This window comes from Janthinobacterium sp. GMG1 (genome assembly GCF_034427795.1).
Lineage (GTDB): Bacteria > Pseudomonadota > Gammaproteobacteria > Burkholderiales > Burkholderiaceae_D > Janthinobacterium.
The window spans coordinates 205933-230150 of record NZ_JAXQNT010000006.1 but is presented as its reverse complement, the minus strand read 5'-3'; the positions used below and the strand labels follow the sequence as shown (position 1 = coordinate 230150).

The window sequence follows — 24218 nt, the reverse complement described above, 5'->3', positions numbered from 1 at the left end:
GATTTTCAAGGAAACGGTACAATTTGAGTTCGAAAATGAAATAAGCTGATGTAACACTCAGATACCCAACCGAGGCCACCATGGACATGATTTCATCCCCAAAACTTGAGCCGGAAAAACTGGAAGGCGACACGCCCACGATGCGTTTGTTTGCCTTGCTGGAAGTGATTGCCGAGAAAGACCAGTTGCTGTCGCTGCAAGCGCTGGTGGAAGAAACGGGCTTGCCCAAGCCCACCCTGCACCGCATGCTGCAACAGCTGGAAAGCGTGGGCGTGCTGCAGCGCGAGAGCGATGGCCGCCACTACAGCACGGGCGTGCGCCTGCGCCGGCTGGCGTCGAACCTCTTGATTAACAACACCTTCCATGGCGCCCGCCGCATGGTCTTGCGCCAGCTGGTCGAGGAAGTGGGCGAAAGCTGCAACTTGACGGCCTTCAGCGGCAGCGAAGTGGTGTACCTGGACAGGGTGGAAACGGCGGCGCCGCTGCGGTTTTACCTGCATCCCGGTTCGCGGGTGCCGGCCCACTGCTCATCGAGCGGCAAATTGTTCCTGGCGCAAATGACGCCAGTGCAACGGCGCCGCCTGCTGGGCCACATGGAATTGACGCGCTTTACGGACAAGACGGAAACGGACCCCGTCAAGCTGGAACGCGAACTGGAACTGGTGCGCCGCAACGGCTATGCGCTGGACGACGAGGAATTCCTGCCCGGCCTGCTGTGCGTGGCCGTGCTGGTGCCGAACCCGAACGGCCGCTCGAACCTGGCCGTGGCGATCCAGGCGCCCATCATCCGTTTGACGCACGACAAGGCTTTACATTTCTTGCCTGCATTGCAGCGCGCCGCGCAAGCCCTGGCCGCCATCGAATCGGAAACCATGCCGACGACGGGCGGGGACGACGACGCATTGCAAACCGGTAATTCCGCAACTCACACATAACCGCTGCGGCACCCATGCTGCGGCTTCACAGGAGAACAAGGTGCCAGATTCACGCCAACATCCCCCCGCCGCCGCAGCGCAAACCTTGCAGTCCGTGCGCAGCCTGTTCAGTATTGACAGCGACCTGCTCGTGCCCGTGTTTACCGAGCGCGACCCGCACGTGCCCGACATCGATCCAGCCTACCGCTTCAACAAGGATGTCACCTTGGCGATACTGGCCGGCTTCACGCATAACCGCCGCGTGATGGTGCAGGGCTTGCACGGCACGGGCAAGTCCACGCATATCGAGCAAGTGGCGGCGCGCCTGAACTGGCCTTGCGTGCGCGTCAACCTCGATGGCCACATCAGCCGCCTGGATCTGGTCGGCAAGGACGCCATCGTGCTGCGCGAACAGCAGCAGGTCACGGAATTCCAGGAAGGCATCGTGCCCTGGTCGTTGCAAAGGCCCGTGGCCCTGATCTTCGATGAATACGACGCGGGCCGCCCCGACGTGATGTTCGTCATCCAGCGCATTCTGGAACGCGACGGCAAGTTCACCCTGCTCGACCAGAACCGGGTCATCACGCCCCACCCCCACTTCCGTTTGTTCGCCACCTCGAATACGGTGGGCCTGGGCAACCTGAACGGCATGTACCACGGCACCCAAGTGCTGAACCACGCGCAGATCGACCGCTGGAACATTGTTGCCACCCTGAACTATTTGCCGCAGGACGAGGAAACGCAGATTGTCCTGGCCAGAGTCCCCGCCATGAACGACGAGGCGGGCCGCCAGTTGGCGAGCAGCATGGTGGCCGTGGCCAGCCTCACGCGCCACGGCTATGCGGCGGGCGACCTGGCCTGCCTGATGTCGCCGCGCACGGTGATTACCTGGGCGGAGAATTGCCAGATCTTCCGCGACCCGGCCCTGGCCTTCCGCCTGTCCTTCCTCAACAAATGCGACGAGGCCGAGCGCCCCATGGTGGCCGAGTATTACCAGCGCTGTTTCAATGAGGAATTGCTGGCGAGCCAGGCATGAGCACTGAAGCCATCATTCCTGCCGCCTACACGCGCGAGCAGCAGGAAACGGATGAACTGTGCGCGGGCGCCATCCGCGCCCTGAGCGGCGTTGCCTCCATCCGCTACCGCGGCCGGCGCCTGCACGACGGCCACCGCCCGCTGCCCATCCATGCAGCCCATCTGCAGCCCGATGCGGCGCTGCAGGATTTGCCGTCGCTGCGCGGCGCGGCCGACAGCGTGGCCCTGCGTTTGCTGCATACGGATGCGGCCCTGCACAAGTCCTTGTGCCCGCCTGAGCCGGTCGCACGGCTCGTCTTCGAGCTGCTGGAGCAGTTAAGAGTGGAAACGCTTGCGCCCGATCAACATGCCGGCGTGGTGCACAACCTGCGCCACCGTTTTACTGCCTGGTCGCACGCGTTCTACGATTCCGGCCTGGCGGAAGGCGCATCGGGCTTGCTCTTGTATACAGTGTTCCAGATGTGCTGGTCACGCCTGACGGCCAGGCCCGTGCTGGAAAAGACGGAAGATTTTATCGAGGCGACGCGCTGGTCCCTGTCGTCGCAGCTGAGCGGCGACCTGGCCGGCTTGCGCCGCCACCGTGCCGACCAGGCGGCCTTTGCCCGCCACGCACTGGCCATCGCCCACGCCGTCCATGCCATGCTGAAAGAGGCGCAAGCGGCGCAGGATGGCCAGCAGGACGATGCCGGCGACGCCAAGGCGCAGGCAGCCTTCAAGCTGCTGCTCGATTTCGACAGCGATAACGACAATATTCCAGACGCCGCCCCACTGGGCGACAGCCGCGCCTTCAGCGATGGCGATGGCGGCTACAAGACTTACTCCACGGCATATGACCGCGAGGAAAAAGCGGGCGAGCTCGTGCGCCGCGCCCTGCTGCTCGACTACCGCGAACGCATGGATGGTCGCATCGCCAGCCTGGGCATCAACACGGCCCGCCTGGCGCGGCGTTTCACGCAACTGCTGGCCGTGCCCCAGCGCGACGGCTGGTCCTTCGGCGAAGAAGAGGGATACATCGATGGCCGGCGTCTGGCGCAACTGATCAGTTCACCGTCCGAGCGCAGGCTGTTTCGCAAGGAACAATTCCTGCCGCAGGCCGATTGCCTCGTCACCTTTCTTGTCGACTGCTCCGGCTCCATGAAAACGCATGCGGAATCCGTGGCCGTGCTGCTCGACATTCTGCTGCGCGCGCTGGACCAGGCGGGCATCGCCACGGAGTTGCTGGGTTTTACGACGGGTGCATGGAACGGGGGACGAGTCAAGCGCGACTGGATGCGCGCCCGCTCTCCGGCGAATCCGGGCCGCTTGAATGAACTCGTACACATGGTGTTCAAGGATGGCGATACGAGCTGGCGCCGCGCGCGGCCCGACATCGCGGCGCTGCTGAAGGCGGACCTGTACCGCGAAGGCGTCGATGGCGAAGCCGTGGACTGGGCGTGCAGCCGCATGCTGGCGCGCCCGGAACGGCGGCGCATCCTGCTCGTCGTCTCCGACGGTTGCCCGATGGATACAGCCACGAACCTGGCCAACGACGAGTTTTACCTGGCGCAACATCTGAAACAGGTGGTGGCGCGCCGCGAAGCGCAGGGTGCCATCGAGATATGCGGCCTGGGACTGGGCCTGGACCTGGGCGCCTACTACAGCCGCAGCCTGGCCACCACCCTGCCCGCCTCGCTGAACAATGAACTGTTCAGCGAGATCGCAGAGTTGCTGGGTGGACGCAAAAAGTAATCGTTATGCCGGCGGAAGTGCCTGCAGGAAGGCTTGCGCGGATGATGCCTGCCTGCCCGTCAACGCGCCATAGTCGTCACTGACGATGTGCATCGCATCGGTGGCCAGCCAGCGCTCGATGCCCGCCAGCATCTGCGCCATCGGCGCCGGCATGCCACCGGCAATGAAATGGCGCACGCGCTCTTCCGCATCGAGAGGCACGACCTTGACGGACCTGCCGAATACCTGGGCGGCGATGGCGGCCAGCGCCTGCGCATCAAGGGCGGCAGGACCGGTAATGTCCAGGATGCGGCTGCCAAGGTAGCCATCCGATAGCGCCACGGCAGCCGCATGCGCACAATCCTCGCGCGCCACGTACGACACATGGCCTTGTCCCATGGCCGTGCGCAACTGGCCATCCACGGCCGCGGTGCCGAGCACTACCAGCAGCAAGTCCTGGTAAAACGCATTGCGCAAGATCGTGTAGCCGATGCCGCTCTCTTTCAGCAACGCTTCCGTGGCCCGGTGGTCGTCGTTCAGCAGCGACCGCTTGCCCTCTTCCGGCTGCAGGAACGAGGTGTAGACGATATGCCCGACACCAGCCTGGCGCGCCGCCTCGATGGCATGGCGGTGCTGTTCCAGCCGCCGCCCCGTGCCGTCGATGGTATTCGTGCTGATCAGCAACAGGCGCTCGACGCCGTGAAAGGCTGCCGCCAGGCCCTGCGGCTGGTCAAAGTCGCCAAAGCGCACGCCGATGCCCTGTTCCTGCCACGCTGCGTGGCGTTCCGGCGCGCGGGTGATGGCCGTGAGCACCATATCGGGCCGGCTGGCCCTTAGTTGGATGAGTTCATTGACGACGAGGGAACCCAATTGGCCGGAGGCGCCGGCGACGGCGAGGTGCATTGTTTTCATGTTCTTTTCCTTGTGGCGAGCGCAGGCACACCCCATGCCGGTGCGGCATCGCTCGCAGATGATGTGATGAGATCAAAGATGGCCATGCAGCGGCCTGCCCCCTGCGGGGCGACACTGCGGCTGGCTTACAGGAAAGAAGGGAAAACAAGTGTCATGCGCCCAGCATGGCGCGTGGCGCCCGCCCGGTCAAGCGCTTTCGACGGCGCTTGAGCGTTGCATGGCCCTGGCATGGTCTAGTCGACGCAGTAACGCACGGCATGCGCTTCCATCGGCAGCGGGATTTCCCAGTTCCACAGCATCGCTTGCAGCTTCTTGTTGCTGAGCGATGTGTCGCGCTGGCCATTGCGCCGCAGTAATTCCTTGCGCGGCTGCTCCAGGTACACGAGCTCCACCTGCGCGTGGTATTTATACAGCAGGTTGAGCGTCTTTTCGCGCATCAGCTTGGACAGATGCGTGGCGTTCCACACGAACGGTTCGCCCTTGCGCAACAGTTCGCGCGCCCGCTCTTCCGCATAGTCGCCCACCTGCCCTTCGTTTTTACCGTGCTTCAAGCCCAGGGCCGTCCGCGCATCGTCAAACGACACGACGGGCAGGCGCGGATGATGCTTCTCCACCCACGTGTTCTTGCCCGACGCGGGCAAGCCCGACATGACGATCACGTGCGAACCCGCTTCCTGGAACAGGGGATAGTCGGGATGCGCCTCGGCACCGCGAAAATATTTCACGCGCGTATGGTCGTCGACAAAGGCGCGCCGCTGGCCATAGCAGCCCTCCTCGTGCGCCAGTTCGCGGAACAGCTCGATGGCATCCAAAATGCGCTGCGGATCGGGACAGATGCGGCCGCGGATATCGGCTTCGGCCAGCATGGCCAGCAGGCGGATATCAACTTGCCACGACAGCTCGCGCACGGTAAATTCCGGCGTGACGCCGCGCCGCGACGTTTCCAGTGCAAAGAAGGGCACTTGATGTACGTTAATCAGGCGGCAGATTTCCTCGCGCGCGGCAAACGGCACGTCCACGTCCCACAAGGCGATGCGCGCATCGAGGGCGCCCTTGCGCGAGTGGCCCGGCTGGCCGATGGCGCCCGTCACCGGATCGATCACCGTGGTGCTGCACTTGGCCACGTCGTGCAGCAAGGCGGCCAGGAACACGATTTCCTGTTCCGCCCGTGGGGCTTGCTGGTACTCGGGCATGGCCAGCAGCGATTCCACCACCATCATCGTATGCGTCCACACATCGCCTTCCGCGTGGTACACGGGGTTTTGCGGCGTCGTCTTCGCCAGTTCCAGCTGGGGAAAGGCGGCCAGACAGGCATCGAAATCGGGCGCCTGGCCCGCCGACGGCACCAGTTGTTGTAACTGTTTCCAGTTCATCTTGTACTCCTTGAAAAGGTTGCCAGTTCGTCCAGCGACCGGCAGGTGTGCAAGCCCAGGCTCTCCCAGGTCACCAGCGGCTGCGGCGCGTACAGGTCGACGCCCTCGGCCAGCTGGTTCGGGATCAAGGGCCGCGTGCTGTGGTGCGAGCCGCTGTCGAGGATGGTTTGCGTAAAGTCATGCCGCACCAGCTTGTAGCGCGCCAGCACTTGCTCGTCGTCTTCCACTTTCAGGTACAGGCCTTCCGCGTGGTCGGATTTGTCCGTCTGCTTCCAGCACAGGTCCAGCGGCAGGCGTTCGCGCGCCACCGCGTGTTCAAATGTGTCGCGCCAAAGACGGGACTTGGCCAGCGAATGGCGCAGCAGCAGCCACAGCTGTTTCGGCGAAGTCGGCATCAATCCCGCATACAACACGGGAACCGACAGCACGGGTGAGCCGGCCAGCATGGCGTGGCGGCGCGCCGTCGACAAGAACATCTGGCTGCGGCGGCAGTACACGTCGAACTCGTTGAAGTAATGGGGCAGCCGGTCGTAAAACACGGAATGCTTGCTGTACGACCATTCGCCAAACAGCACAAACTGGTCTTCCAGCAGATGCAGCAAGGCGTGTTCGTGCGCATGCGCCCACGGTTTCAACAGGTTGAACTGGCGTTCGCTGCCGCCGCCCGCCAGGTAATGGCCGCGCGACTGCAGCAGCACCTCGCCCGCATCGCTGAACGACACGGCGGAGTTGGCACCATCGATTTTTTCCTCGATGACGACGTACTGGCCGGCCAGCTTTTTCAAAGGCATCTGGTCGGAACCGTCGTCGCCGTCCTGCAGGCGCGAACCTTCCAGGTGCGGCGTGCGCGGGTATTTGAATAAGGGTAAAGATTGTAAAAACATAGCGTCCCACGCCGCGTTCACCGGGGCGTGTCCATACAGGGTCAGAGGTGCTGACGACGTGTTCGGGCGTGGACGATCAAGAGCAGAGTCTTGGATACGTGTGCGGATGGAACAAAAACAGTGCCGCAGCAATCGGGGGCGTCAACGCGCCGAACGATGCTGCAAAGAGCATTTCGTCAGCGTTAGCAGGTGATGGCGAAGTAGCGAGGCACTTTTGGCTCCAATAAGGAAGAGGTTCGAGAAAGAACCGCGAATATAAAGGCTGTTTGATTATTTTGCAAGTGGCTACGCGTATTGTAGCGCCCCCTTGCGCGCCCCCCCGCTTTGCAATCCGCACGAAGTTTGCTAAGCTGGCGGCACTTCCTGTCGCTGCTGCGTGGAAAACAAACATGGCCCTTGCAAAAGGGCCGTGCATTCGTTATTTCCGGAGCAGAATCGTGTTTCCCATATCCAGATTACAAAAAGCCCTGCGCCGCCAGGGCATCGCCGTCGCCTATGCCGACGGCATTTATACACTCAGCAATCCACACGCGCAGGCGTCCGTGCTGCTGCCCCACAACTTTCCCCTCGAGGAAAAAGCCGTGCGCCAGTTGATGGCGTTTGCCGCCGTCGCCGTACCGGGCCAGGATGGCCATGTGTGCAAGGCCTGTGCCACGCCCGACTTTCACCCTGGCAGCATTGCGCCCGTGGGCAGCATCGTCGCCACCAGTCCCGACATGGTGATCCCCGCCATTCCCGGCACGGACATCGCCTGCGGCATGCGCCTGATCACGACCGGCTTGACCGTGGCGCAGTTCGAAGCGCGCAAGCCGCAGCTATTGAGCAAGCTCAAACATGTGCTGCTGGAAGATGGCCGCAACGTGCCGCTGCGCTCGAGGGCGTTTGCCGCCCTGTTCGACGTGGGGCCGGAAGCGTTCATCGACAGCTTGCACAATGAGGGCTTGTGGCCCCGCGTCAACAAGGAACGCCTGTTGCGCGAGCTCGACGATTGCATCGCCCTGCGCGAACTGGGCGGCGGCTTGCGCCATGCGCCCGAAGCGCTGGTGGGCACGCGCGAAGTGATACGCGACCCCAGCCTGGGCACCACGGGATCGGGCAACCATTTCGTGGAAATCCAGCTGGTCGATGCCGTCATGGACCGTCACGCCGCGTACCGGCACGGGCTGGTGCCGGGCGAAGTGGTCGTCATGATCCACAGCGGCAGCCGCGACGTGGGCTTTTTTGTCGGCAGCCGCTGGATGGATCGCGCCAAAGAGGCGTGGCCGGCAGGCGTGCGCCACCCGCAGTCCGGCCTGTACGGCTTGACGGGCGAACTGGCCGGCGAATACATGGACGCCATGGGCGTGGCGTCGCGCTACGCCTGGGTCAACCGCATGGTATTGGCCGAACTGGTGCGCGACAGCCTGTCGCAGGTGTTTGCGCAGGATCAATCCCGCCTGGTGGTGGACGTGCCGCACAACGTCATCCTGCGCGAGCACGGCATGAACATTCACCGCAAGGGCGCCACGCCCGCGCGCGCAGGCGACTTGGCGCTGATCCCCGGTTCCATGGGCGACTATTCCTACGTGGCAACGGGGATGGGCAATCCCGACTGGCTGTGGTCATGCTCGCATGGCGCCGGGCGCAACATCCGCCGCCAAGCCATGCGCGCCATGCGGCCCACGGTGGGCGGCGACGAGATGGCATTCCAGTGCGTGACCCTGCGCGAAGAGCGTCGCGTCGAGGAAGCGCCGATGGCGTATAAAAAGATCGGTCCCGTCATCGCCGCGCAGGAGGAAGCGGGCTTGCTGCAATCGGTGGCGCGCTTGAAACCTTTATTGACGTTCAAGGCTTAGCGCAGCAATTGCGGCACGGCCGCCGCCATCAGCGAAATGCCGATCACAGTCAGCACGGCAAACGCGATGCGGCGCATGCCGCGCTGGGCGATGGGCGGCGGGTAGCGCTTGCCGGCCATCGTGGCCAGCACGCCCACAGGCAGGGCCAGCATGCATAAAAGTAGCACTTTCGCATCGAGCTGGCCCTGGCTGCCCGCCATCAGCGAGCGCCCGCCCGCGCTGATGGCGAACAGGAAAATCAGGCTGTAACGGATGGTCTTTAAACTCATTTCCTGGCGGTAGAACTGGTACACGAGCGGTGGCCCGGCCAGCGAAAACAGGCCCGAGAACAGGCCGCCGCACACGCCACTGATGAAGAAACTGCGCTTGTCCGCCGCGCCCGGTCCCGGCGGCGCCTGCAGCAGGATGCTGACGCCGCCATACACGATGGCCGCGCCCAATAACAGTTTCAGGACAGGCGCATACGCCTGGTCCAGGTATCCCAACAGCAAGACGCCGGCCGCCATGGCTGGCAGCAAGCCGATGCTGGCCGCGCGGATGGCGCGCCAGTCCAGGTGGTGCAAGGCGCCCGGCAAGGCCACGAGGCAATTGGCCAAGGACAACAAACTGACGAGGGCCGCCAGCGCGGGCACGGGCGCCAGGCCCAGGCCGCTTGCCACTCCCATGACGATCATGCCCAGGCCAAAGCCCGTGACGGTCTGGAAATACGTGCCCGCCGCCACCACGCCCAGCAGCGCCAGCACGGGCAGGCTGAACAATTCAGCGGCCACCCTGGGCCTGCACGGACGTGACCGCAATCACGTTATACACATCAATCGCGCTGCAGCCGCGCGACAAATCGTTGGCGGGCTTGTTCAAGCCTTGCAGCAAGGGGCCGATGGCCACGGCGCCGCCCATGCGCTCGGCCAGTTTATAGCCGATATTGCCCGCGTCCAGGTTCGGGAACACCAGCACATTCGCGCGGCCATTGACGACGGAATCCTTGACTTTTCTCTGCGAAATCTCGGCCACGATGGCCGCGTCGAGCTGCACGTCGCCATCGATGGCCAGCAACGGACGCTGGGCCTTGACCCGGTCTGTTGCCGCATGCACCTTGTCGACGGCCGCGTGGTGGGCGCTGCCGCTGGTGGAAAACGACAGCATGGCCACGCGCGGCTCTTCCATCAGCAAGGCTTGCGCGCTATCGGCGGCGGCCATGGCGATGTCGGCCAGTTCCTCGGCTTTCGGGTCGACCACGAGGGCGCAGTCGGAAAAGATAAAGCCGCCCTTGAGGCTATGAAAAGGCTCGCACAGCATCATCAGGAAAAAGCTGGACACGAGCTTGAAGGCCGGATCGACGCCGATGATCTGGATGGCGCTGCGCACCACGTCGGCCGTCGTGTGCACGGCCCCCGCCACGCAACCGTCCGCATCGCCCAGGCGCACCATCAGGTTGGCATAGCACAGCGGGTCTTGCACGGCGATTCTGGCCTGCTCCACCGTCATGCCCTTGGCTTGACGCAGCACAAACAATTGCTGGGCGTAGTGTTCCGACTCGTCGGAAATTTCCGGGTCAACCAGGCGCACGGCGTCCAGGTCCAGCGCGTGTTCGCGCGCCAGCGCCAGGATGGCGGCCGGCTTGCCGACGATGGTGATGTGCGCCAGGCCTTCGCTTGCCGCCCGCGCGGCCGCCTGCAGCACGCGCACGTCGTCGCCCTCGCACAAGACGATGTTTTTCGGCACGGCGCGGGCTTGCGCGATGATGCGGTGCAGGGCTTTCATGGCGACTCCAATTCGGTAAAAAAATGCCGGAACCACGGAAGCATGAAGATGGTTCCGGCACATAAAACCCGGCGCAATTGCCGGGGTCATACAAGGATCGGGCAGACTGCTGACTGATTACACGTAGTCTTTGTACTTGTCCAGGTGACGGATCGGCTTGCTCAGCGCATCGCGGCGGAACGGGTCGCCCAGTTCGCGCGTGCACATGATTTCGATGATGGTCGTCTTGCCTTCATTCATCTGCATGTCGATGGCCTTTTTCAGGGCCGGACCCACGTCTTCCAGCTTGTCGACCGTGATACCTTCGGCGCCCATGGCCCGCGCAATTTCCGCGAAACTCTGGTTGTCGAGTTCACCGGCGACGAAGCGGCGGTTGTAGAAATCGACCTGGTTTTTCTTTTCCGCCCCCCACTGGCGGTTGTGGAACACCACGGCCGTCACGGGAATGTTGTGGCGCACGCAAGTCATCGTTTCCATCAAGCTCATGCCCCAGGCACCGTCACCCGCATACGACACGGCCGGACGGTGCGGTGCTGCAACCTTGGCGCCGATGATGGTCGGGAAGGCGTAGCCGCAGTTGCCAAAGCTCATCGCCGCAAAGAAGCTGCGCGGCTTTTCAAAGCGCAGGTAACTATTGGCCACCGAATTGATGTTACCGATATCGGTCGACACCATCACGTCTTCCGGCATGGCTTTTTCCAGCTCGCGCAGGACCTGGCGCGGGTGCAGATAGCTGCCCGGCTCTTTCTTTTGCTCTTCGATCATGTCCAGGCTGTACGCATCTTTTTCGTGCGTCCAGTTGGTCAACTCCTCTTCCCATGCGGCTTTTTCGGCTTGCACGGCGGCATAGCGCTCGTCGCGCGTGGCGTCGCAGTCGAGGGGCTTGCCATCCAGGCGGGACAGGATGGCTTTCGCCGCCGCCTTGGCGTCGCCGCAAATGCCCACCGAAATCTTTTTCACCAAACCGAGCATCTTGTTGTCGGCATCGATCTGGATGATCTTGGCATTCTTCGGCCAGTAATCCATGCCATGCTGCGGCAAGGTGCCGAACGGGCCCAGGCGCGAGCCTAAAGCGACGACGACGTCGGCCTTGGCGATCAGTTTCATGGCCGCCTTGGAACCCTGGTAGCCGAGCGGACCGCACCACAGCGGATGGCTGGCGGGAAACGAGTCGTTATGCAGGTAGCTGTTGACGACGGGTGCGCCGAGGCGCTCGGCCAGCGCCTTGCATTCCTCGATCGCTTCACCCATGACGACGCCGCCGCCCGAGATGATCACGGGGAACTTGGCCTTGGCCAGCAATTCGGCCGCATCGTTGAGGCTTTGCTCGCCGCCGGCGCCGCGGTCCAGACGGTTCGGCTTTGGAATCTCGGCCTTGATTTCGCCATAGAAATAGTCGCGCGGGATATTCAGTTGCGTCGGGCCCATTTCGGACATGGCGCGGTCAAAACAGCGGCCCGTGTATTCGGCCATGCGGGCAGGATGGGTGACGTGGCCTTGATATTTCGTAAATTCTTCGAACATCGGCAGCTGGTTCGCTTCCTGGAAGCCGCCCAGGCCCATGCTCATCGTGCCCGTTTCCGGCGTGATGATCACGACGGGCGTGTGCGCCCAGTAGGCGGCGGCAATGGCCGTGACGCAATTGCTGATGCCGGGGCCGTTCTGGCCGATGACGACGCCATGGCGGCCCGAGACGCGGGCATAGCCATCGGCCATGTGGCCGGCGCCCTGCTCGTGCACGACGGGAATCAAACGGATGCCGGCCGGCGCAAAGATATCCATCGGGTCCATGAAGGCCGAGCCCATGATGCCGAACATGTCGGTCACGCCATTGGCGGCCAGGGTTTCCACGAACGCTTCGGAAGGCGTCATCTTTTGCGGGCCCACAGGTATTGCTGCGGCGGCGGCTTTTTGGTCGGACAAATCGGTCATGGCTCAGTCTCCTTACAGTTTTATGAAAAATCGGCATATTTTGTTCCGATATTTGAAATACGTGTTCAATTTAACGGTTGCGAAATGCGCTGTCAATGAAAATTCATGAAAAATCGGACTGTTTCATTCCTGAATCCGGAATCCGTGACTTAGGTCCGCTCCTGAAACAACAATGGCGGCTTATCCGCAACAGACAAGCCGCCATCTCTTTCTGCGCCGCCGTGCTTAGAACTTCAAGCGCATGCCGGCCGTAAAGGCGCTCGAGTTATGCCCAGGCAAGGGCACGCTGCCGCCGCTGGAAGCGTCGCCAACAAAATTGCTGCCCGCGCCATCGTTGTTGATGCGGCCGTACGAGGTGTACAGATTCGTGCGCTTGGACAAGGCATAGGTGTAGCCGATGGCCAGCTGGCGCCCGCCGCGGCGCGCATTCGTGCGGTCATCCTTCTTGATGTAGGACGCCATCACGCTGCCCGCCGCGCCCACGGGGGCCGAGGCGCCCAGCATATAGTTGCGGAAATCCGTGCCCGCATCATCCTTGTCCGTTTCATACGCGGCGTGCAGCTTGGCGGGGCCGAAGTCGTAGGTGCCGCCCAGCAAGGTGACCTTGGCCGTGTTCAGCGGCGTATCCTTGCGGTTGTCATGGGCCAGGGTCAGCACCAGCGGGCCGTTGGCGTAATCGATGGAAAAGTCGATGGTGCGGCCCAGGGTGTTGCTGTCCGGCTTTTCGCCCAAGCCATACATGATGGCAGCCGACAAGCCGTTTACCTTCGGCGTCTCGTACATGATGGAGTTTTTCGTGCGCAGGCTGGCCACGCTCATCAGGTTGATCGAGGCGCCCGTCATGCCCGTCTCGAAGGGGTCGATATTGTCCAGCGCGGTGAACAGCGGGTTGTGCTGCAAACCCAGGTTCACGGCGCCGAAACCGCCCGACAGGCCGACGTAAGCCTTGCGTCCGAACAAGGCGCCCTGGCGGTTGGCGCCCGTATCCACGTCAAGGCCATTTTCCAGCAAGAAATTGGCTTTCAAATTGTTGCCCAGGTCTTCCGTGCCCTTGAAGCCGATGCGGCTGCCCGACTGCACGCCGGTGGCCAGCTTGGTGACGGAACCGTCCGCGCCGCCGTGTTCGGACGTCAGGCCCGCGTCGAGCAAGCCGTACACGGTGACGGACGATTGGGCGCTGGCGTTGCCGGCAAAGAAGGAGGCCAGGACGGCTGCCGCTACGAGTGTGTGTTTCATGTCATCTCCAGGTATTGTGGTTTTTATAAACGCTTGAAACGATAATCAACTGCCTTGCTACAAATCGGACTCAGGCGATCAGCCCGGCCATCGGCGACGACGGCGTAGCGCTCATGACGCCTGCCCTCCGGGGCATGCGTCCGGCCAGATAGGCCTCGCGTCCGCCCTGCACTGCCAGTTTCATGGCGCGCGCCATGCGTATCGGTTCGCGCGCCGCCGCGATGGCGGTATTCATCAGGATGCCGTCGCAACCGAGTTCCATGGCGATGGCCGCGTCCGACGCCGTGCCGACACCGGCGTCGACCAGCACGGGCACACGGGCTTGCTCGATGATCAGCGACAGATTCCACGGATTCAAAATGCCCATGCCCGAGCCGATCAATGACGCCAGCGGCATGACGGCGATGCAGCCGAGGTCTTCCAGCATGCGTGCCTGGATGGGGTCGTCGCTGCAATACACCATCACCTGGAAGCCGTCGCGTACCAGCTCCCCGGCCGCCTTTAACGTTTCCGGCATGTTCGGAAACAAAGTCTTTTCATCGCCCAATACTTCCAGCTTGCACAGCGGGTGGCCGCCCAGCAGCTCGCGCGCCAGTTGCAGGGTGTAGACGGCGTCGCGCGCGTTGTAGCAGCCGCCCGTGTTGGGCAGGATCGTGTATTTCGACGGCGGAATGAAGTCGAGCAAGTTTGGCTCGCCCTTCTCCTGGCCAATGTTGACCCTGCGGATCGTGACGGTGACGATCTCGGCGCCGCTCTCTTCGATGGCCAGGCGCGTTTCCTCGAAATCCTTGTATTTACCGGTGCCCACCAGCAGGCGCGACTGGTAAGTGGTGCCTGCCAGGGTCAGGCCGGTCGGTGGTTGGCTGGGGGTGGCGACGTCTCTCATCGTGGTGCTCTCCTAAGTTGAACCAAAGCGGCCTCATGCCGGGGGGCTTCGCCGCAAAACGCAAAATCGACTTCAGGCCGCCGCCCGGATACGAGCTCGGCGATCGCCTTGCCCGCGCCGCAGCCCATGGTCCAGCCCAGGGTGCCGTGGCCCGTGTTGAGGAAGAGCTGGCGGTAGCGCGTGGCGCCGATGTAGGGCACGTTCGACGGCGTCAGGGGGCGCAGGCCGGCCCAGTAGACGGGATCGCTGTAATCGCAGGCGTAGGGAAACAGCGCTTGCACTCTGCGCGTGATGGCGGCGCAGCGCACGGGGTTCAGCTCCCGCGTATAGCCGTTCAACTCGCACGTGCCCGCCACGCGCAGGCGCTCGCCCAGGCGCGAAAACACCAGCTTGTGGCCGTCGTCCGTCAGTGAGACGGTCGGTGCGGCGGATGGGTCAAGAATCGGATAGGTGGCCGAATAACCCTTGCCCGGATACAGCATCAGGCGGATGCCCAGCGGCTGCAGCAGGGGCGCGGAAAAGCTGCCCATGGCCACCACCACGGCGTCCGCGTATTCACTGCGGTGGCGGCCATGCGCATTGATGCATTCCACGCCCGTGATGCGCGCGCCATCCGCCAGCAAACGCGTCACGGTGCTGCCGTACTGAAAATCCACGCCGGCAGCGGCGGCGCGGGCCGCCAAGGCCGTGGTAAACAAATGCACGTCGCCCGACTCGTCGCTGGCCGTAAAGTCGCCGCCGACGATGTGCGGGCGGGCGTGGGCCAGGGCCGGTTCCAGCCTTATCACTTCGTCGGCGCTGACGGTATTGCGCGGGCAGCCCAGCTCGCGCAAGAGGGCGGCGCCCGACTGCGATTTATCGAACTCCTGCTGGTCCGTATAGAAATGCAGAATGCCACGCTCCAGGTGGTCATATTCGATACCCGTTTCGCGGCGCAGGGCTTGCAAACTCTGCCGGCTGTACTCGGCCAGGGCGACGATCTGCCGCATATTGCGCGACACCCGCGACGGCAAGCACTCGCGCAGGTAATGCAGCGCCCACTGCCATTGCAGCGTATCAAGACGGGGCCGGAACAGCAGCGGCGCGTCGTCCTTGCCCAGCCAGCGCACGACCTTGCGCAGGGTGGCGGGATTGGCCCACGGTTCCGCATGCGAGACGGAAATCTGCCCGCCGTTAGCAAAACTGGTTTCCTGCGCCGCGCCCGCCTGACGTTCAAGCACGCGCACATCGTGGCCCGCCTGGCGCAAATACCAGGCCGATGCCGTGCCGACCACGCCGGCGCCGAGGACAAGGATCTTCATGGCGGGCCCGGCTCGCTTAGCGCGTCAGCAGGACGGCGATGGCGACAAAGGCGGCGATCCACACGGTTTCCATCACCAGCATGATCACGGGACGCCAGCCCAGCGAGGCCAGCGACTGGAACGATGTTTTCACGCCCAGGGCGGCAATGGCGATGACGAGGCAGGCGCGCGAGGCATTGTTGATCCAGCCATTCACTTCCTGCGGAATCAGGCCCAGGCTGTTCGTGATGACGAGCCAGACAAAGCCGATCAGGAAGAACGGCACCAGCGGTGGCGCATCGACTTCGCTCTTGCCATCCTTGCGCTTGAACATGATCGACAGGCCCAGCACGACGGGCACGAGGCAAGCGACGCGCGTCAGTTTCACGAAGGTGGCCACGTCACCCGTATGGTTGCTGACCAGGTAGCCGGCGCCCACCACTTGCGCCACGTCATGGATGGTGCCGCCGATGAACACGCCCGCTTCCGTCGGATCAAAGCCCAGCAGCTTGACCAGCAGCGGATAGACGATCATGGCCAGGGTCGACAGCGACGTCACGCCCACCACCGTCAGCAGGGTGAACTTTTCGTTTTCCTTGGTTTGCGGCAGCACGGCCGAAATGGCCAGCGCGGCCGACGCGCCGCAGATGGCGACGGAACCGCCCGACAAAATGCCTTCCGTAATGGGACGCTTGAGCCACCTGGCCAGCAGGTAGCCGAAGCCCAAGGTCGCCACCAGGCCGCCGACGACGATCAATAACGGCGTCACGCCCACGGAAGCGATCTGGTTGAAAGTGATGCGCGCGCCCAGCAGGGCCACGCCCGTGCGCAACAACACCTTGCTGCAAAACTCGATGCCGGGCTTGCAGGTGGGATCGGACGCGAGGAAGTGGAAAGCCAGGCCGAAGAACAGCGCATACAGCAGTTGCGGGCCGCCGTAATTGCTGGAAATAAAGGTGGCCGACAGGGCGATCACCAGCGCGATGGCCACGCCGGGCCAGCTGCGCAGCACGGCGCGGGGGCGCCAGATGGCAACGGCGGAAGACAGGTAGGGAATGTTCTTGTCGACAACGCGTGTTATCGCTGAGGAGTTGGTTTTCATGCGGGTCCGCTCATAATGTTTTAAAAATTGGGACATTTCATCTCGTTTTTTAATAATACACGATGAACTAGCGAAGTCCATGCTTTTCCATGAAAATCGAAACCGGATGTTCCGGAAACTGACGTTTTTTACTTTTTACTCCCGTAAACGACGAGCGGCGCGGCCCTTCGCAGGGACGCGCCGCTCGCTACTGACGAGTTAAAATTTACTTTTTGTTCAAACGGGTGATCAGGCTGGACGTATCAAAACGGTTGCCGCCCGCTTGCTGCACTTCGCCATAGAACTGGTCCGTCAAGGTCGTCACGGGCAGGTCGCTGCCGTTGCGTTTGGCTTCGGCGAGACAGATACCGAGGTCCTTGCGCATCAGGTCGACGGCGAAACCGAAGTCGAACTTGCGCTCTATCATCGTCTTGCCGCGGTTTTCCAACTGCCACGACTGCGCCGCGCCCTTCGAGATCACGTCGACCACCAGGGCCGCGTCGAGGCCAGCGTTTTCCGCAAAGGCGATGCCTTCGCTCAAGGCTTGCACGAGGCCCGCGATGCAGATCTGGTTGACCATTTTTGTGAGCTGGCCGGAACCGGAGGCGCCCATATAGGTGACAGCGCGCGAGAACAGGGCGATGACGGGCTCGGCGCGCGCATACGCTTCCGCATCGCCACCCACCATCACGGTCAGCTTGCCGTTTTCCGCGCCCGCCTGGCCGCCGGACACGGGCGCGTCGAGGAAGAACACGCCCTTTTCTTTTGCCGCCGCGTGGATGGTGCGCGCCGCTTCGGCCGAAGCCGTCGTATGGTCGATCAGGATGCTGCCTGGCGCCATGGCGGACAGCAAGCCGCCCTCTTCCAGGATGACTTGATACAGATCATTATCGTTGCCGATGCAGGTGAAGACGAACTCGGCGCCGGCTGCTGCTGCGGCCGGCGTGGCGGCGCTGCGGCCCTTGTGCTGCTCCAGCCAGGCGGCCGCGCGGGCCGGGTTGCGGTTGTACACGGTGACGTCGTGCCCGCCCGCCGCCAAGTGACCTGCCATGGGGAAACCCATGACGCCCAAACCGATGAATGCCACTTTTGCCATATTGTCCGTCCTGTCGATGAATGAATCCGATTATTGTTGCACAAAGAGTCGCCGCTGGCAGCATCAAGGTTCGGGGGCGCGCCGATAATACAGGTCGAACTCTTCCTCGCCATCGGGCACGAAGCCGTGACGCACATAGAAGTGGTTCGCCTCGCTGCCGCGCAAGGCGCCCACGCGCACGCTCTTGCGGGCCGCATCGGCCTCGGCAAACACGCGCGCCAGTACGGCCGCACCCAAGCCTTGCCGCTGGCACCCTGGCGCCAGGTAGAGGTGATCGAGCAGCAAATAGTCCGCTTGCGGGCGCAACACATAGAAGCCGGCCAGCGCGTCGCCATGGCGCAACTGCCAGGTGCAATCGGGATCGTACGTGGCCAGGAAACGCTGACGCGCCCGCTGCGGGTCATAGCGGCCGATACGCTCCAGGCTTTCACGCATGGCAGCCACGCGCAGGCTGGCCAGCGCCTCGCCATCGGCCGGGCTGGCAGGAACGAAGGTCAGCATGGCGTCACAGCACTTCGCGCAAGGCTGCCATCAGGGCTGCACACTCGGCCGGGGTGCCGATGCTGATGCGCAAATACTGGCTGATGCGGTGGGCATTGAAATGGCGCACGATCACGGAACGGGCGCGCAAGCGGGCCGCCAGTTGCGCCGCATCATGCTGCGGGTGGCGGGCAAAGACGAAATTGGCCACCGACGGCAGCACCTCGAAGCCCAGCGCCGCCAGGTCCGCCGTCAGCTGTTCGCGGCTGGCGATGACGGCCTGGCGCGTCTGCTGGAAATACGCTTCGTCGTGCAGCGAGGCCACGGCGCCGGCCAGCGCCAGCCGGTCCAGCGGATACGAATTGAAACTGTTCTTCACTCTTTCCAGCGCCTCGATCAGGTCAGGATGCCCGAAGGCACAGCCCACGCGCAAACCGGCCAGCGAGCGCGATTTCGAGAACGTCTGCACCACCAGCAAGTTCGGATAGCGCTCGACCAGGGCCACGGCGCTTTCTCCGCCGAAATCCACATACGCTTCATCGACCACCACCACGGCGTCGGGATGGGCGCGCAGCAGCGCTTCCACGCCGGCCAGCGGCAAGTCGACGCCTGTCGGCGCATTGGGATTGGGGAAGATGATGGCGCCGCACGGGCCCTGGTAGTCTTGCGGGCGGATGCGCATGGATTCGTCGAGCGCTACCGTGCGGTAATCGATGCCGTACAGCTTGCAATACACGGGATAGAAGCTGTAGCTGATGTCCGGAAACAGCAGCGGCGCATCGTGCTTGAGCAAGGCCATGAAAGCCAGCGCCAGCACTTCGTCGGAGCCGTTGCCGACGAACACTTGCCCGCTGTTCAGTCCGTGGTAGTCGGCCAGGGTTTGCTTCAGTTCGCTGGCGGACGGATCCGGATAGAGGCGCAGGCTGTCGTTGGTGGCGTCGCGCAGCGCGGCCAGCACTTGGGGCGATGGACCGTAGGGATTTTCGTTGGTGTTGAGTTTGACCAGGCTGGGCAGCTTGGGTTGCTCGCCAGGGATATAGGGGGTCAGCTCGCTGACGATGTTGCTCCAGAATCGGCTCATTGCTTTGCTTTGGTATGGGGGCAGGATGGGGATACGGTAGATTACCATAGGCTGAGCGGGGTCAAGGTGGGCGGCGATGGCGAGGGGTAGCGTGGACAACATCGGTACCACCCCGAAGTTGAAGAGGACGCGGCATGAACAGCATGCACAAGCTGAACGATACACAGGCGCGGCCTGATGCGCTGGAGCGACAGGCACGCCAGCGCAAAATCGATGCATGGCTGCAGGTTGCAGCCAGCCTCAGTGAACAGATCGCCGTCGAATTGCAGACTGCCACGGACCAGCTTCAGGGCAAAGGAATGGCAGACCTGCAGCGCGCGACGGTACTGGCGCAACGCTTGGCAAGGAATAGCAGGGCCATGCACGATACTCTCGGGACACTGTTTGACAGGGGTGAAAAAAGCGAGGAGCATGGAATGAAACGCACGGAGGATTGCACCATGGACGAGCAGCTCAACGCACTCGCAAAAGACATGGCTGGTGTAAAAGCGGATATTGCCGTTCTCAAGACGGATGTCGGCAACTTGAAACTGGACTTGGCAGTGGTGCGCTCCAATTATGCGACCAAATCCGATGTGGCTGAGGCGAAGTCGGCTGTCATTCTGTCGTGTGTGGGAACGATAATTGCTATGTCGGGCGTGGCGTTTGCTGTGGCTAGGCTGGTGCACTAGCTTGTTGCGTTAGTGGCGGCGCTAGTTATTAGAACTTGAATGGAGGAAAAAACGCCTTGCGCTGCGCGCTTTGGGCGATTTTTTCTACCTGGACTTTGAGCTGGTGGCTTTTTGACCTTGCGGGAATAAAAAAAGCTCCCTTGCGGGAGCTTCTCTTATGTATTCTGGCGGAGAGGGTGGGATTCGAACCCACGGTACGATTTAACGTACGCTTGATTTCGAGTCAAGTACATTCGACCACTCTGCCACCTCTCCGTTTACTGCGGTCTATTCATTCAAACTGGCGCGCCGGTTTGAACGAGGCGCTATTTTAGCATGGGTGTTGTTGGGTTGGGTAGGGGGTTTATTGCTAATCTTGCTTTTGAAAAGCAAAAACCATTTGGGCGATTCGGGGAGGCTCGCGCGCGTGGATTCCCGTCTTTGAATTTGCTGCCTTGGCGCACGCGTAAAAACCAATTTGGCAATTCGGAGAGCCCCGCGCAAATATGCGCGGGGCTTCGAATCCCACGCGCAAGGCGCGCAGGCGCCTTGCTCCTTTCCGCCGCCACAAATAAAAAAAGCTCCCTTGCGGGAGCTTTCTCTATTTGTTCTGGCGGAGAGGGTGGGATTCGAACCCACGGTACGATTTAACGTACGCTTGATTTCGAGTCAAGTACATTCGACCACTCTGCCACCTCTCCATTTGCTGCGGTCTCTCCCGCATTGCTGCGAGAAGGCAAGATTATAGCAGCCCGCAGCGAAAAGAAAAGGACTATTTTAAGCCGTCAGATGCGTCAGGCCACCCATGTAAGGGCGCAGCACTGGCGGGATCTCGACGCTGCCGTCTGCCTGCTGGTAGTTTTCCAGCACGGCGACCAAGGTGCGGCCCACTGCCAGGCCGGAGCCGTTCAGGGTGTGCGCCAGTTCCGGCTTGCCGGCGGCGTTGCGGAAACGCGCCTGCATGCGGCGGGCCTGGAAGGCTTCGCAGTTCGACAGGGACGAGATTTCGCGGTAAGTATTTTGCGCCGGCAACCACACTTCCAGGTCGAAGGTCTTGGTGGCGCCGAAACCCATGTCGCCCGTGCACAGCGACATCACGCGGTATGGCAGGCCCAGGCGTTGCAGGATGGCTTCCGCATGGCCGACCATGTCATCGAGCACCTGGTACGACGTGTCCGGATGCACCACTTGCACCATTTCCACCTTGTCGAACTGGTGCTGGCGGATCATGCCGCGCGTGTCGCGGCCATAGCTGCCCGCTTCCGAACGGAAGCATGGCGTGTGGGCCGTCATCTTCAGGGGCAATTGGTCGAGCGCCAGGATTTCGTCGCGCGCGATATTCGTCAGCGACACTTCCGAGGTCGGGATCAGGTAGAAGGTCTCGCCCTCGCCTTCCGCGCCGCCTTTTTTCACCGAGAACAGATCGGCTTCAAATTTCGGCAGCTGGCCCGTGCCGCGCAACGAATCGGCATTGACCATGTACGGCGTATAGCATTCCGTGTAGCCGTGCTCGTCCACGTGGGTGTTGAGCATGAATTGCGCCAGTGCGCGGTGCAGGCGGGCGATGCCGCCTTTCATGACGGAGAAGCGCGAACCGGTCAGCTTGGTGGCCACTTCGAAATCGAGGCCCAGCGGGGCGCCCACGTCGACGTGATCCTTGACTTCAAAGTCAAACGTGCGTGGCGTGCCGACCTTGCGCACTTCCACGTTGCCCGACTCGTCCGTACCCAGGGGCGACGATTCATGCGGCAAGTTCGGCACGGCCATGATGAAATCGCTCAGCTTGGCTTGCACGACGCTCAGGGCCGCTTCATCGGCTTTCAGCTCATCGCCCAGGCCGGCCACTTGTGTCATCACGGCCGAGGTGTCTTCCCCCTTGCCTTTCAACATGCCGATTTGCTTGGACAGCGCATTGCGCTTGCCCTGCAGCTCTTCGGTGCGCGTCTGGATCGCCTTGCGTTCGGCTTCGAGGGCGGTAAAACCTGCCACGTCGAGCTGGAATTTGCGCGTCGCCAGGCGTTCTGCGACGTTGGCGATGTCTTTACGGAGAAGTTGGATATCTATCATGGGTGGATGGCGGTGCCGATGTATCGAAAGCACTCATTGTACCAAGACCCTGTTCACTTCGATGAGTTTTGCGCAAGGTCAACCATCGTCATGGCAGCCTGGCTGGGCACTCGCGCCCGCTTTACAACCAGTGTTCAGATAAAGGCGGCTTTTTCGGCAGCGGTCAGGCGGCGGGCGCTGACGGTAACGACAGGCATCGTGCTGTCGGCAGCCTGGGCGACGACGGTGCTGCTGGCGCTCACTTCCACGGTATTCGCGCCGGCGGTGGCGAAGCTGGCGCCGATGGCGATGATGGCGGCGGCGACAAAGGTGATTTCCATGTTTTTCAGTGCGTTCATGATGTTACTCCTGGTTAGTTTGTTTCGTTGACTGCTGCTGGTATGGTGGTACTTTAGCCAACGGCCACGAACAACGCCACCGGCTTGCGACCAGCAGCGAAAATCAGGGAGCGAACGGTGAAAAACGGGGACTGAAGCGCAAAGAATAGTTACAAGGCGTCCTTGACGAGACGACCGAGGCGGCCAATCGCCTGCTCGATGCACGGCGTCCACGCATTGCCGCAATTGAGGCGCAGATAATTGCTGAACTTGCCCGAGGCCGAGAACAGCTGTCCCGGCATGTACGCCACGCCGTCCGCGATGGCCTTGCCATGCAGGGCCATCGCATCGACTTGCGGCGGCATCTGCACCCACAGCACGAAACCGCCCTGCGGCTCGGACAGCATGCACTCAAGCGGAAAACTGGCCGCCACGGCATCGGACATGCGCGCGATGCGCTGCACCAGGGTGCGCCGCATCTTGCGCAATTGCTGGTCGTAGCTGCTGCCTTCCAGAAAATCGGCCAGCACGGCCTGGAAGAAATGGCTGGTGGCGCCGCTCGACACGGTTTTCAGCAAGGCCACTTCCTGCGCGAAACGCCCGGCCAGCACGTAGCCGACGCGCGAGGCGGGCGTGATGGCCTTGGAAAACGAGGAGCAAAGCAGCACATTGCCGCTCGTGTCGTAGGCCTTCACGGGCCACGGCCGCTGCGGCGCAAAGCACAGGTCGCCATATACATCGTCTTCCACCAGCGGGATATTGAATTCCGACAGCAATCCCGCCAGCCGCTTCTTGTTTTCTTCCGGCATGACACAACCGAGCGGGTTGTTGGCGTTCGGCACGAACAGACACGCCTGCACGAGACCGGCGCGCAAGGCCAGTTCCAGCGCGTCGAGCGACGGCCCCGTCTTCGGGTCGGTGGGGATTTCCAGCGCCTTCATGCCCAGGCTTTCGATCATCTGCAGCAGCACGAAATATGTGGCCGACTCGATGGCGATGGTGTCGCCCGGCCTGGCGACGGCGCGCAAACACAGGCTGATCGCTTCCGTGCAGGAATTCGTCACGACGATCTCGTGCGGGTCCAGCTTGCCCCAGTCCAGCGCGCGGCGCGTGACCTGGCGCAGGAAATTGCCTTCGCTGACGTCGTAGCAGCTGACCTTGCTCAATAACGCGGGCTCGCGCCGCGCCACGGCGCTGATGGTGCGCTGCATGCGCTTGATCGGCAGGATCTCGTCGGGCGGCCAGGCCGTGCCCAGCTGCACGATATTCTCCGTTTCATTGTCCTTCAGCACGCGCATCAGCAAATTGTTGATGCCGACAAAGGCCGGCTCCTTCAAATGCTGGGCGTCCGCGCTGCACGGGCGGCGCGGCGCGCGGTGGCGCACGAAATAGCCGGACTGGGGCCGCGCATCGACTTGCCCCCGGTCTTCCATCAGGCGCAAGGCTTGCATCACGGTGCTGATGGAGATGCGCTTTTGCTGCGCCAGGTGGCGGATCGACGGCAAGCGGTCGCCGGGCGCAAACACGCGCGAGTCGATCAGGGCACCCAGCTCGTTGGCCAGGTGCTCGTACAGATTCAAATGCGCGCTCATGTTCATCCCTTCAGTATGCGGCTGCCGCGCGCGGCACGCACAGATACAGTTGCCGAGTTTTTTGATAAGCACAGTCTACGACGAAATGTACTGTATTCA

Annotated in this window: 21 protein-coding genes and 2 tRNA genes; 5 read left to right on the top strand and 18 right to left on the bottom strand. The window is 62.4% G+C overall.

The features are described 5' to 3' along the window. Positions 1–86 precede the first annotated feature (86 nt). Genes SJI03_RS17690 through SJI03_RS17680 form a run of 3 tightly spaced genes read left to right on the top strand, consistent with a single transcriptional unit; the run spans position 87 to position 3677 of the window. Positions 87–935: an IclR family transcriptional regulator gene (locus SJI03_RS17690; protein ID WP_374106449.1), complete on the top strand. Its 849-nt coding sequence runs from the start codon at positions 87–89 to the stop codon at positions 933–935. Positions 936–975: 40 nt separating this feature from the next. After that, positions 976–1950 (top strand): AAA family ATPase, encoded by a 975-nt coding sequence (locus SJI03_RS17685; protein WP_322428061.1) that lies wholly within the window; start codon positions 976–978, stop codon positions 1948–1950. Then, positions 1947–3677 (top strand): cobaltochelatase CobT-related protein, encoded by a 1731-nt coding sequence (locus SJI03_RS17680; RefSeq protein ID WP_322428060.1) that lies wholly within the window; start codon positions 1947–1949, stop codon positions 3675–3677. Before SJI03_RS17685 ends, SJI03_RS17680 begins: the two co-directional genes overlap by 4 nt. Before the next feature lie 3 nt (positions 3678–3680). On the opposite strand, the gene SJI03_RS17675 is transcribed toward SJI03_RS17680, so the two are convergent. From SJI03_RS17675 to SJI03_RS17665, 3 genes are all read right to left on the bottom strand, one after another. Further along, positions 3681–4568 (bottom strand): NAD(P)H-binding protein, encoded by an 888-nt coding sequence (locus SJI03_RS17675; protein WP_322428059.1) that lies wholly within the window; start codon positions 4566–4568, stop codon positions 3681–3683. 233 nt (positions 4569–4801) lie between these two features. After that, positions 4802–5941, bottom strand: a complete 1140-nt coding sequence (locus SJI03_RS17670) for an AAA family ATPase (protein WP_322428058.1) — start codon at positions 5939–5941, stop codon at positions 4802–4804. Then, positions 5938–6825, bottom strand: a complete 888-nt coding sequence (locus SJI03_RS17665; protein WP_322428057.1) for an RNA ligase family protein — start codon at positions 6823–6825, stop codon at positions 5938–5940. Before SJI03_RS17665 ends, SJI03_RS17670 begins: the two co-directional genes overlap by 4 nt. Before the next feature lie 437 nt (positions 6826–7262). Here SJI03_RS17665 and SJI03_RS17660 point away from each other — a divergent pair, with 437 nt between their 5' ends. Further along, positions 7263–8660: an RtcB family protein gene (locus SJI03_RS17660; protein ID WP_322428056.1), complete on the top strand. Its 1398-nt coding sequence runs from the start codon at positions 7263–7265 to the stop codon at positions 8658–8660. Here the strand turns inward: SJI03_RS17660 and SJI03_RS17655 are convergent. From SJI03_RS17655 to hisC, 10 genes are all read right to left on the bottom strand, one after another. Beyond that, positions 8657–9430 (bottom strand): sulfite exporter TauE/SafE family protein, encoded by a 774-nt coding sequence (locus SJI03_RS17655; protein WP_322428055.1) that lies wholly within the window; start codon positions 9428–9430, stop codon positions 8657–8659. The genes SJI03_RS17660 and SJI03_RS17655 overlap by 4 nt on opposite strands. After that, on the bottom strand, positions 9420–10421 hold the full coding sequence (pta, locus tag SJI03_RS17650) for a phosphate acetyltransferase (RefSeq protein WP_099380825.1): 1002 nt from the start codon (positions 10419–10421) through the stop codon (positions 9420–9422). Before pta ends, SJI03_RS17655 begins: the two co-directional genes overlap by 11 nt. 117 nt (positions 10422–10538) lie before the next feature. Then, positions 10539–12353 carry a sulfoacetaldehyde acetyltransferase gene (xsc, locus tag SJI03_RS17645; protein WP_322428054.1) on the bottom strand — a complete coding sequence of 605 codons (1815 nt, stop codon included), beginning with the start codon at positions 12351–12353 and terminating at the stop codon, positions 10539–10541. Between the two features lie 225 nt (positions 12354–12578). After that, positions 12579–13589: a porin gene (locus SJI03_RS17640; RefSeq protein ID WP_322428053.1), complete on the bottom strand. Its 1011-nt coding sequence runs from the start codon at positions 13587–13589 to the stop codon at positions 12579–12581. A 70-nt stretch (positions 13590–13659) separates the two neighbouring features. Further along, positions 13660–14475 carry a thiazole synthase gene (locus tag SJI03_RS17635; protein WP_322428052.1) on the bottom strand — a complete coding sequence of 272 codons (816 nt, stop codon included), beginning with the start codon at positions 14473–14475 and terminating at the stop codon, positions 13660–13662. Next, positions 14472–15776: a D-amino acid dehydrogenase gene (locus SJI03_RS17630; protein WP_322428051.1), complete on the bottom strand. Its 1305-nt coding sequence runs from the start codon at positions 15774–15776 to the stop codon at positions 14472–14474. Before SJI03_RS17630 ends, SJI03_RS17635 begins: the two co-directional genes overlap by 4 nt. 16 nt (positions 15777–15792) lie before the next feature. Then, positions 15793–16857, bottom strand: coding sequence for a YeiH family protein (locus SJI03_RS17625; RefSeq protein WP_081922749.1), 1065 nt, complete (start codon positions 16855–16857; stop codon positions 15793–15795). A 205-nt stretch (positions 16858–17062) separates the two neighbouring features. Next, entirely contained in the window at positions 17063–17932 is an 870-nt protein-coding gene (locus SJI03_RS17620; protein WP_099380829.1) for an NAD(P)-dependent oxidoreductase, read from the bottom strand. A 63-nt stretch (positions 17933–17995) separates the two neighbouring features. After that, a complete protein-coding gene (locus SJI03_RS17615; protein WP_322428050.1) occupies positions 17996–18433 on the bottom strand; it encodes a GNAT family N-acetyltransferase in 438 nt (145 codons plus the stop codon). Between the two features lie 4 nt (positions 18434–18437). Continuing rightward, the gene (gene hisC, locus SJI03_RS17610) at positions 18438–19493 is read right to left on the bottom strand and encodes a histidinol-phosphate transaminase (protein ID WP_322428049.1); all 1056 of its coding nucleotides are present in this window, start codon (positions 19491–19493) and stop codon (positions 18438–18440) included. A gap of 134 nt (positions 19494–19627) precedes the next feature. Here hisC and SJI03_RS17605 point away from each other — a divergent pair, with 134 nt between their 5' ends. Continuing rightward, entirely contained in the window at positions 19628–20164 is a 537-nt protein-coding gene (locus tag SJI03_RS17605; protein WP_322428048.1) for a hypothetical protein, read from the top strand. A 165-nt stretch (positions 20165–20329) separates the two neighbouring features. Here SJI03_RS17605 and SJI03_RS17600 read toward each other — a convergent pair. The 5 genes from SJI03_RS17600 to SJI03_RS17580 form a co-directional block, all read right to left on the bottom strand. Then, positions 20330–20419: transfer RNA gene (locus SJI03_RS17600), tRNA-Ser, on the bottom strand. A gap of 335 nt (positions 20420–20754) precedes the next feature. Next, positions 20755–20844 (bottom strand) — tRNA-Ser (locus tag SJI03_RS17595). A gap of 76 nt (positions 20845–20920) precedes the next feature. After that, on the bottom strand, positions 20921–22210 hold the full coding sequence (gene serS, locus SJI03_RS17590; protein WP_322428047.1) for a serine--tRNA ligase: 1290 nt from the start codon (positions 22208–22210) through the stop codon (positions 20921–20923). 134 nt (positions 22211–22344) lie between these two features. Beyond that, positions 22345–22548, bottom strand: a complete 204-nt coding sequence (locus tag SJI03_RS17585) for a hypothetical protein (protein ID WP_099380546.1) — start codon at positions 22546–22548, stop codon at positions 22345–22347. Positions 22549–22697: 149 nt separating this feature from the next. After that, positions 22698–24119, bottom strand: a complete 1422-nt coding sequence (locus SJI03_RS17580; protein WP_322428046.1) for a PLP-dependent aminotransferase family protein — start codon at positions 24117–24119, stop codon at positions 22698–22700. Between the last annotated feature and the right edge of the window lie 99 nt (positions 24120–24218).

What these genes read in the sequence shown, in the direction of transcription:
- SJI03_RS17690 (WP_374106449.1), top strand. Translation starts at nt 87, where the DNA reads ATGATTTCATCCCCAAAACTTGAGCCGGAAAAACTGGAAGGCGACACG.
- SJI03_RS17680 (WP_322428060.1), top strand. Translation starts at nt 1,947, where the DNA reads ATGAGCACTGAAGCCATCATTCCTGCCGCCTACACGCGCGAGCAGCAG.
- SJI03_RS17675 (WP_322428059.1), bottom strand. Translation starts at nt 4,568, where the DNA reads ATGAAAACAATGCACCTCGCCGTCGCCGGCGCCTCCGGCCAATTGGGT.
- SJI03_RS17670 (WP_322428058.1), bottom strand. Translation starts at nt 5,941, where the DNA reads ATGAACTGGAAACAGTTACAACAACTGGTGCCGTCGGCGGGCCAGGCG.
- SJI03_RS17665 (WP_322428057.1), bottom strand. Translation starts at nt 6,825, where the DNA reads ATGTTTTTACAATCTTTACCCTTATTCAAATACCCGCGCACGCCGCAC.
- pta (WP_099380825.1), bottom strand. Translation starts at nt 10,421, where the DNA reads ATGAAAGCCCTGCACCGCATCATCGCGCAAGCCCGCGCCGTGCCGAAA.
- xsc (WP_322428054.1), bottom strand. Translation starts at nt 12,353, where the DNA reads ATGACCGATTTGTCCGACCAAAAAGCCGCCGCCGCAGCAATACCTGTG.
- SJI03_RS17640 (WP_322428053.1), bottom strand. Translation starts at nt 13,589, where the DNA reads ATGAAACACACACTCGTAGCGGCAGCCGTCCTGGCCTCCTTCTTTGCC.
- SJI03_RS17635 (WP_322428052.1), bottom strand. Translation starts at nt 14,475, where the DNA reads ATGAGAGACGTCGCCACCCCCAGCCAACCACCGACCGGCCTGACCCTG.
- SJI03_RS17630 (WP_322428051.1), bottom strand. Translation starts at nt 15,776, where the DNA reads ATGAAGATCCTTGTCCTCGGCGCCGGCGTGGTCGGCACGGCATCGGCC.
- SJI03_RS17625 (WP_081922749.1), bottom strand. Translation starts at nt 16,857, where the DNA reads ATGAAAACCAACTCCTCAGCGATAACACGCGTTGTCGACAAGAACATT.
- SJI03_RS17620 (WP_099380829.1), bottom strand. Translation starts at nt 17,932, where the DNA reads ATGGCAAAAGTGGCATTCATCGGTTTGGGCGTCATGGGTTTCCCCATG.
- SJI03_RS17615 (WP_322428050.1), bottom strand. Translation starts at nt 18,433, where the DNA reads ATGCTGACCTTCGTTCCTGCCAGCCCGGCCGATGGCGAGGCGCTGGCC.
- hisC (WP_322428049.1), bottom strand. Translation starts at nt 19,493, where the DNA reads ATGAGCCGATTCTGGAGCAACATCGTCAGCGAGCTGACCCCCTATATC.
- SJI03_RS17605 (WP_322428048.1), top strand. Translation starts at nt 19,628, where the DNA reads ATGAACAGCATGCACAAGCTGAACGATACACAGGCGCGGCCTGATGCG.
- serS (WP_322428047.1), bottom strand. Translation starts at nt 22,210, where the DNA reads ATGATAGATATCCAACTTCTCCGTAAAGACATCGCCAACGTCGCAGAA.
- SJI03_RS17585 (WP_099380546.1), bottom strand. Translation starts at nt 22,548, where the DNA reads ATGAACGCACTGAAAAACATGGAAATCACCTTTGTCGCCGCCGCCATC.
- SJI03_RS17580 (WP_322428046.1), bottom strand. Translation starts at nt 24,119, where the DNA reads ATGAGCGCGCATTTGAATCTGTACGAGCACCTGGCCAACGAGCTGGGT.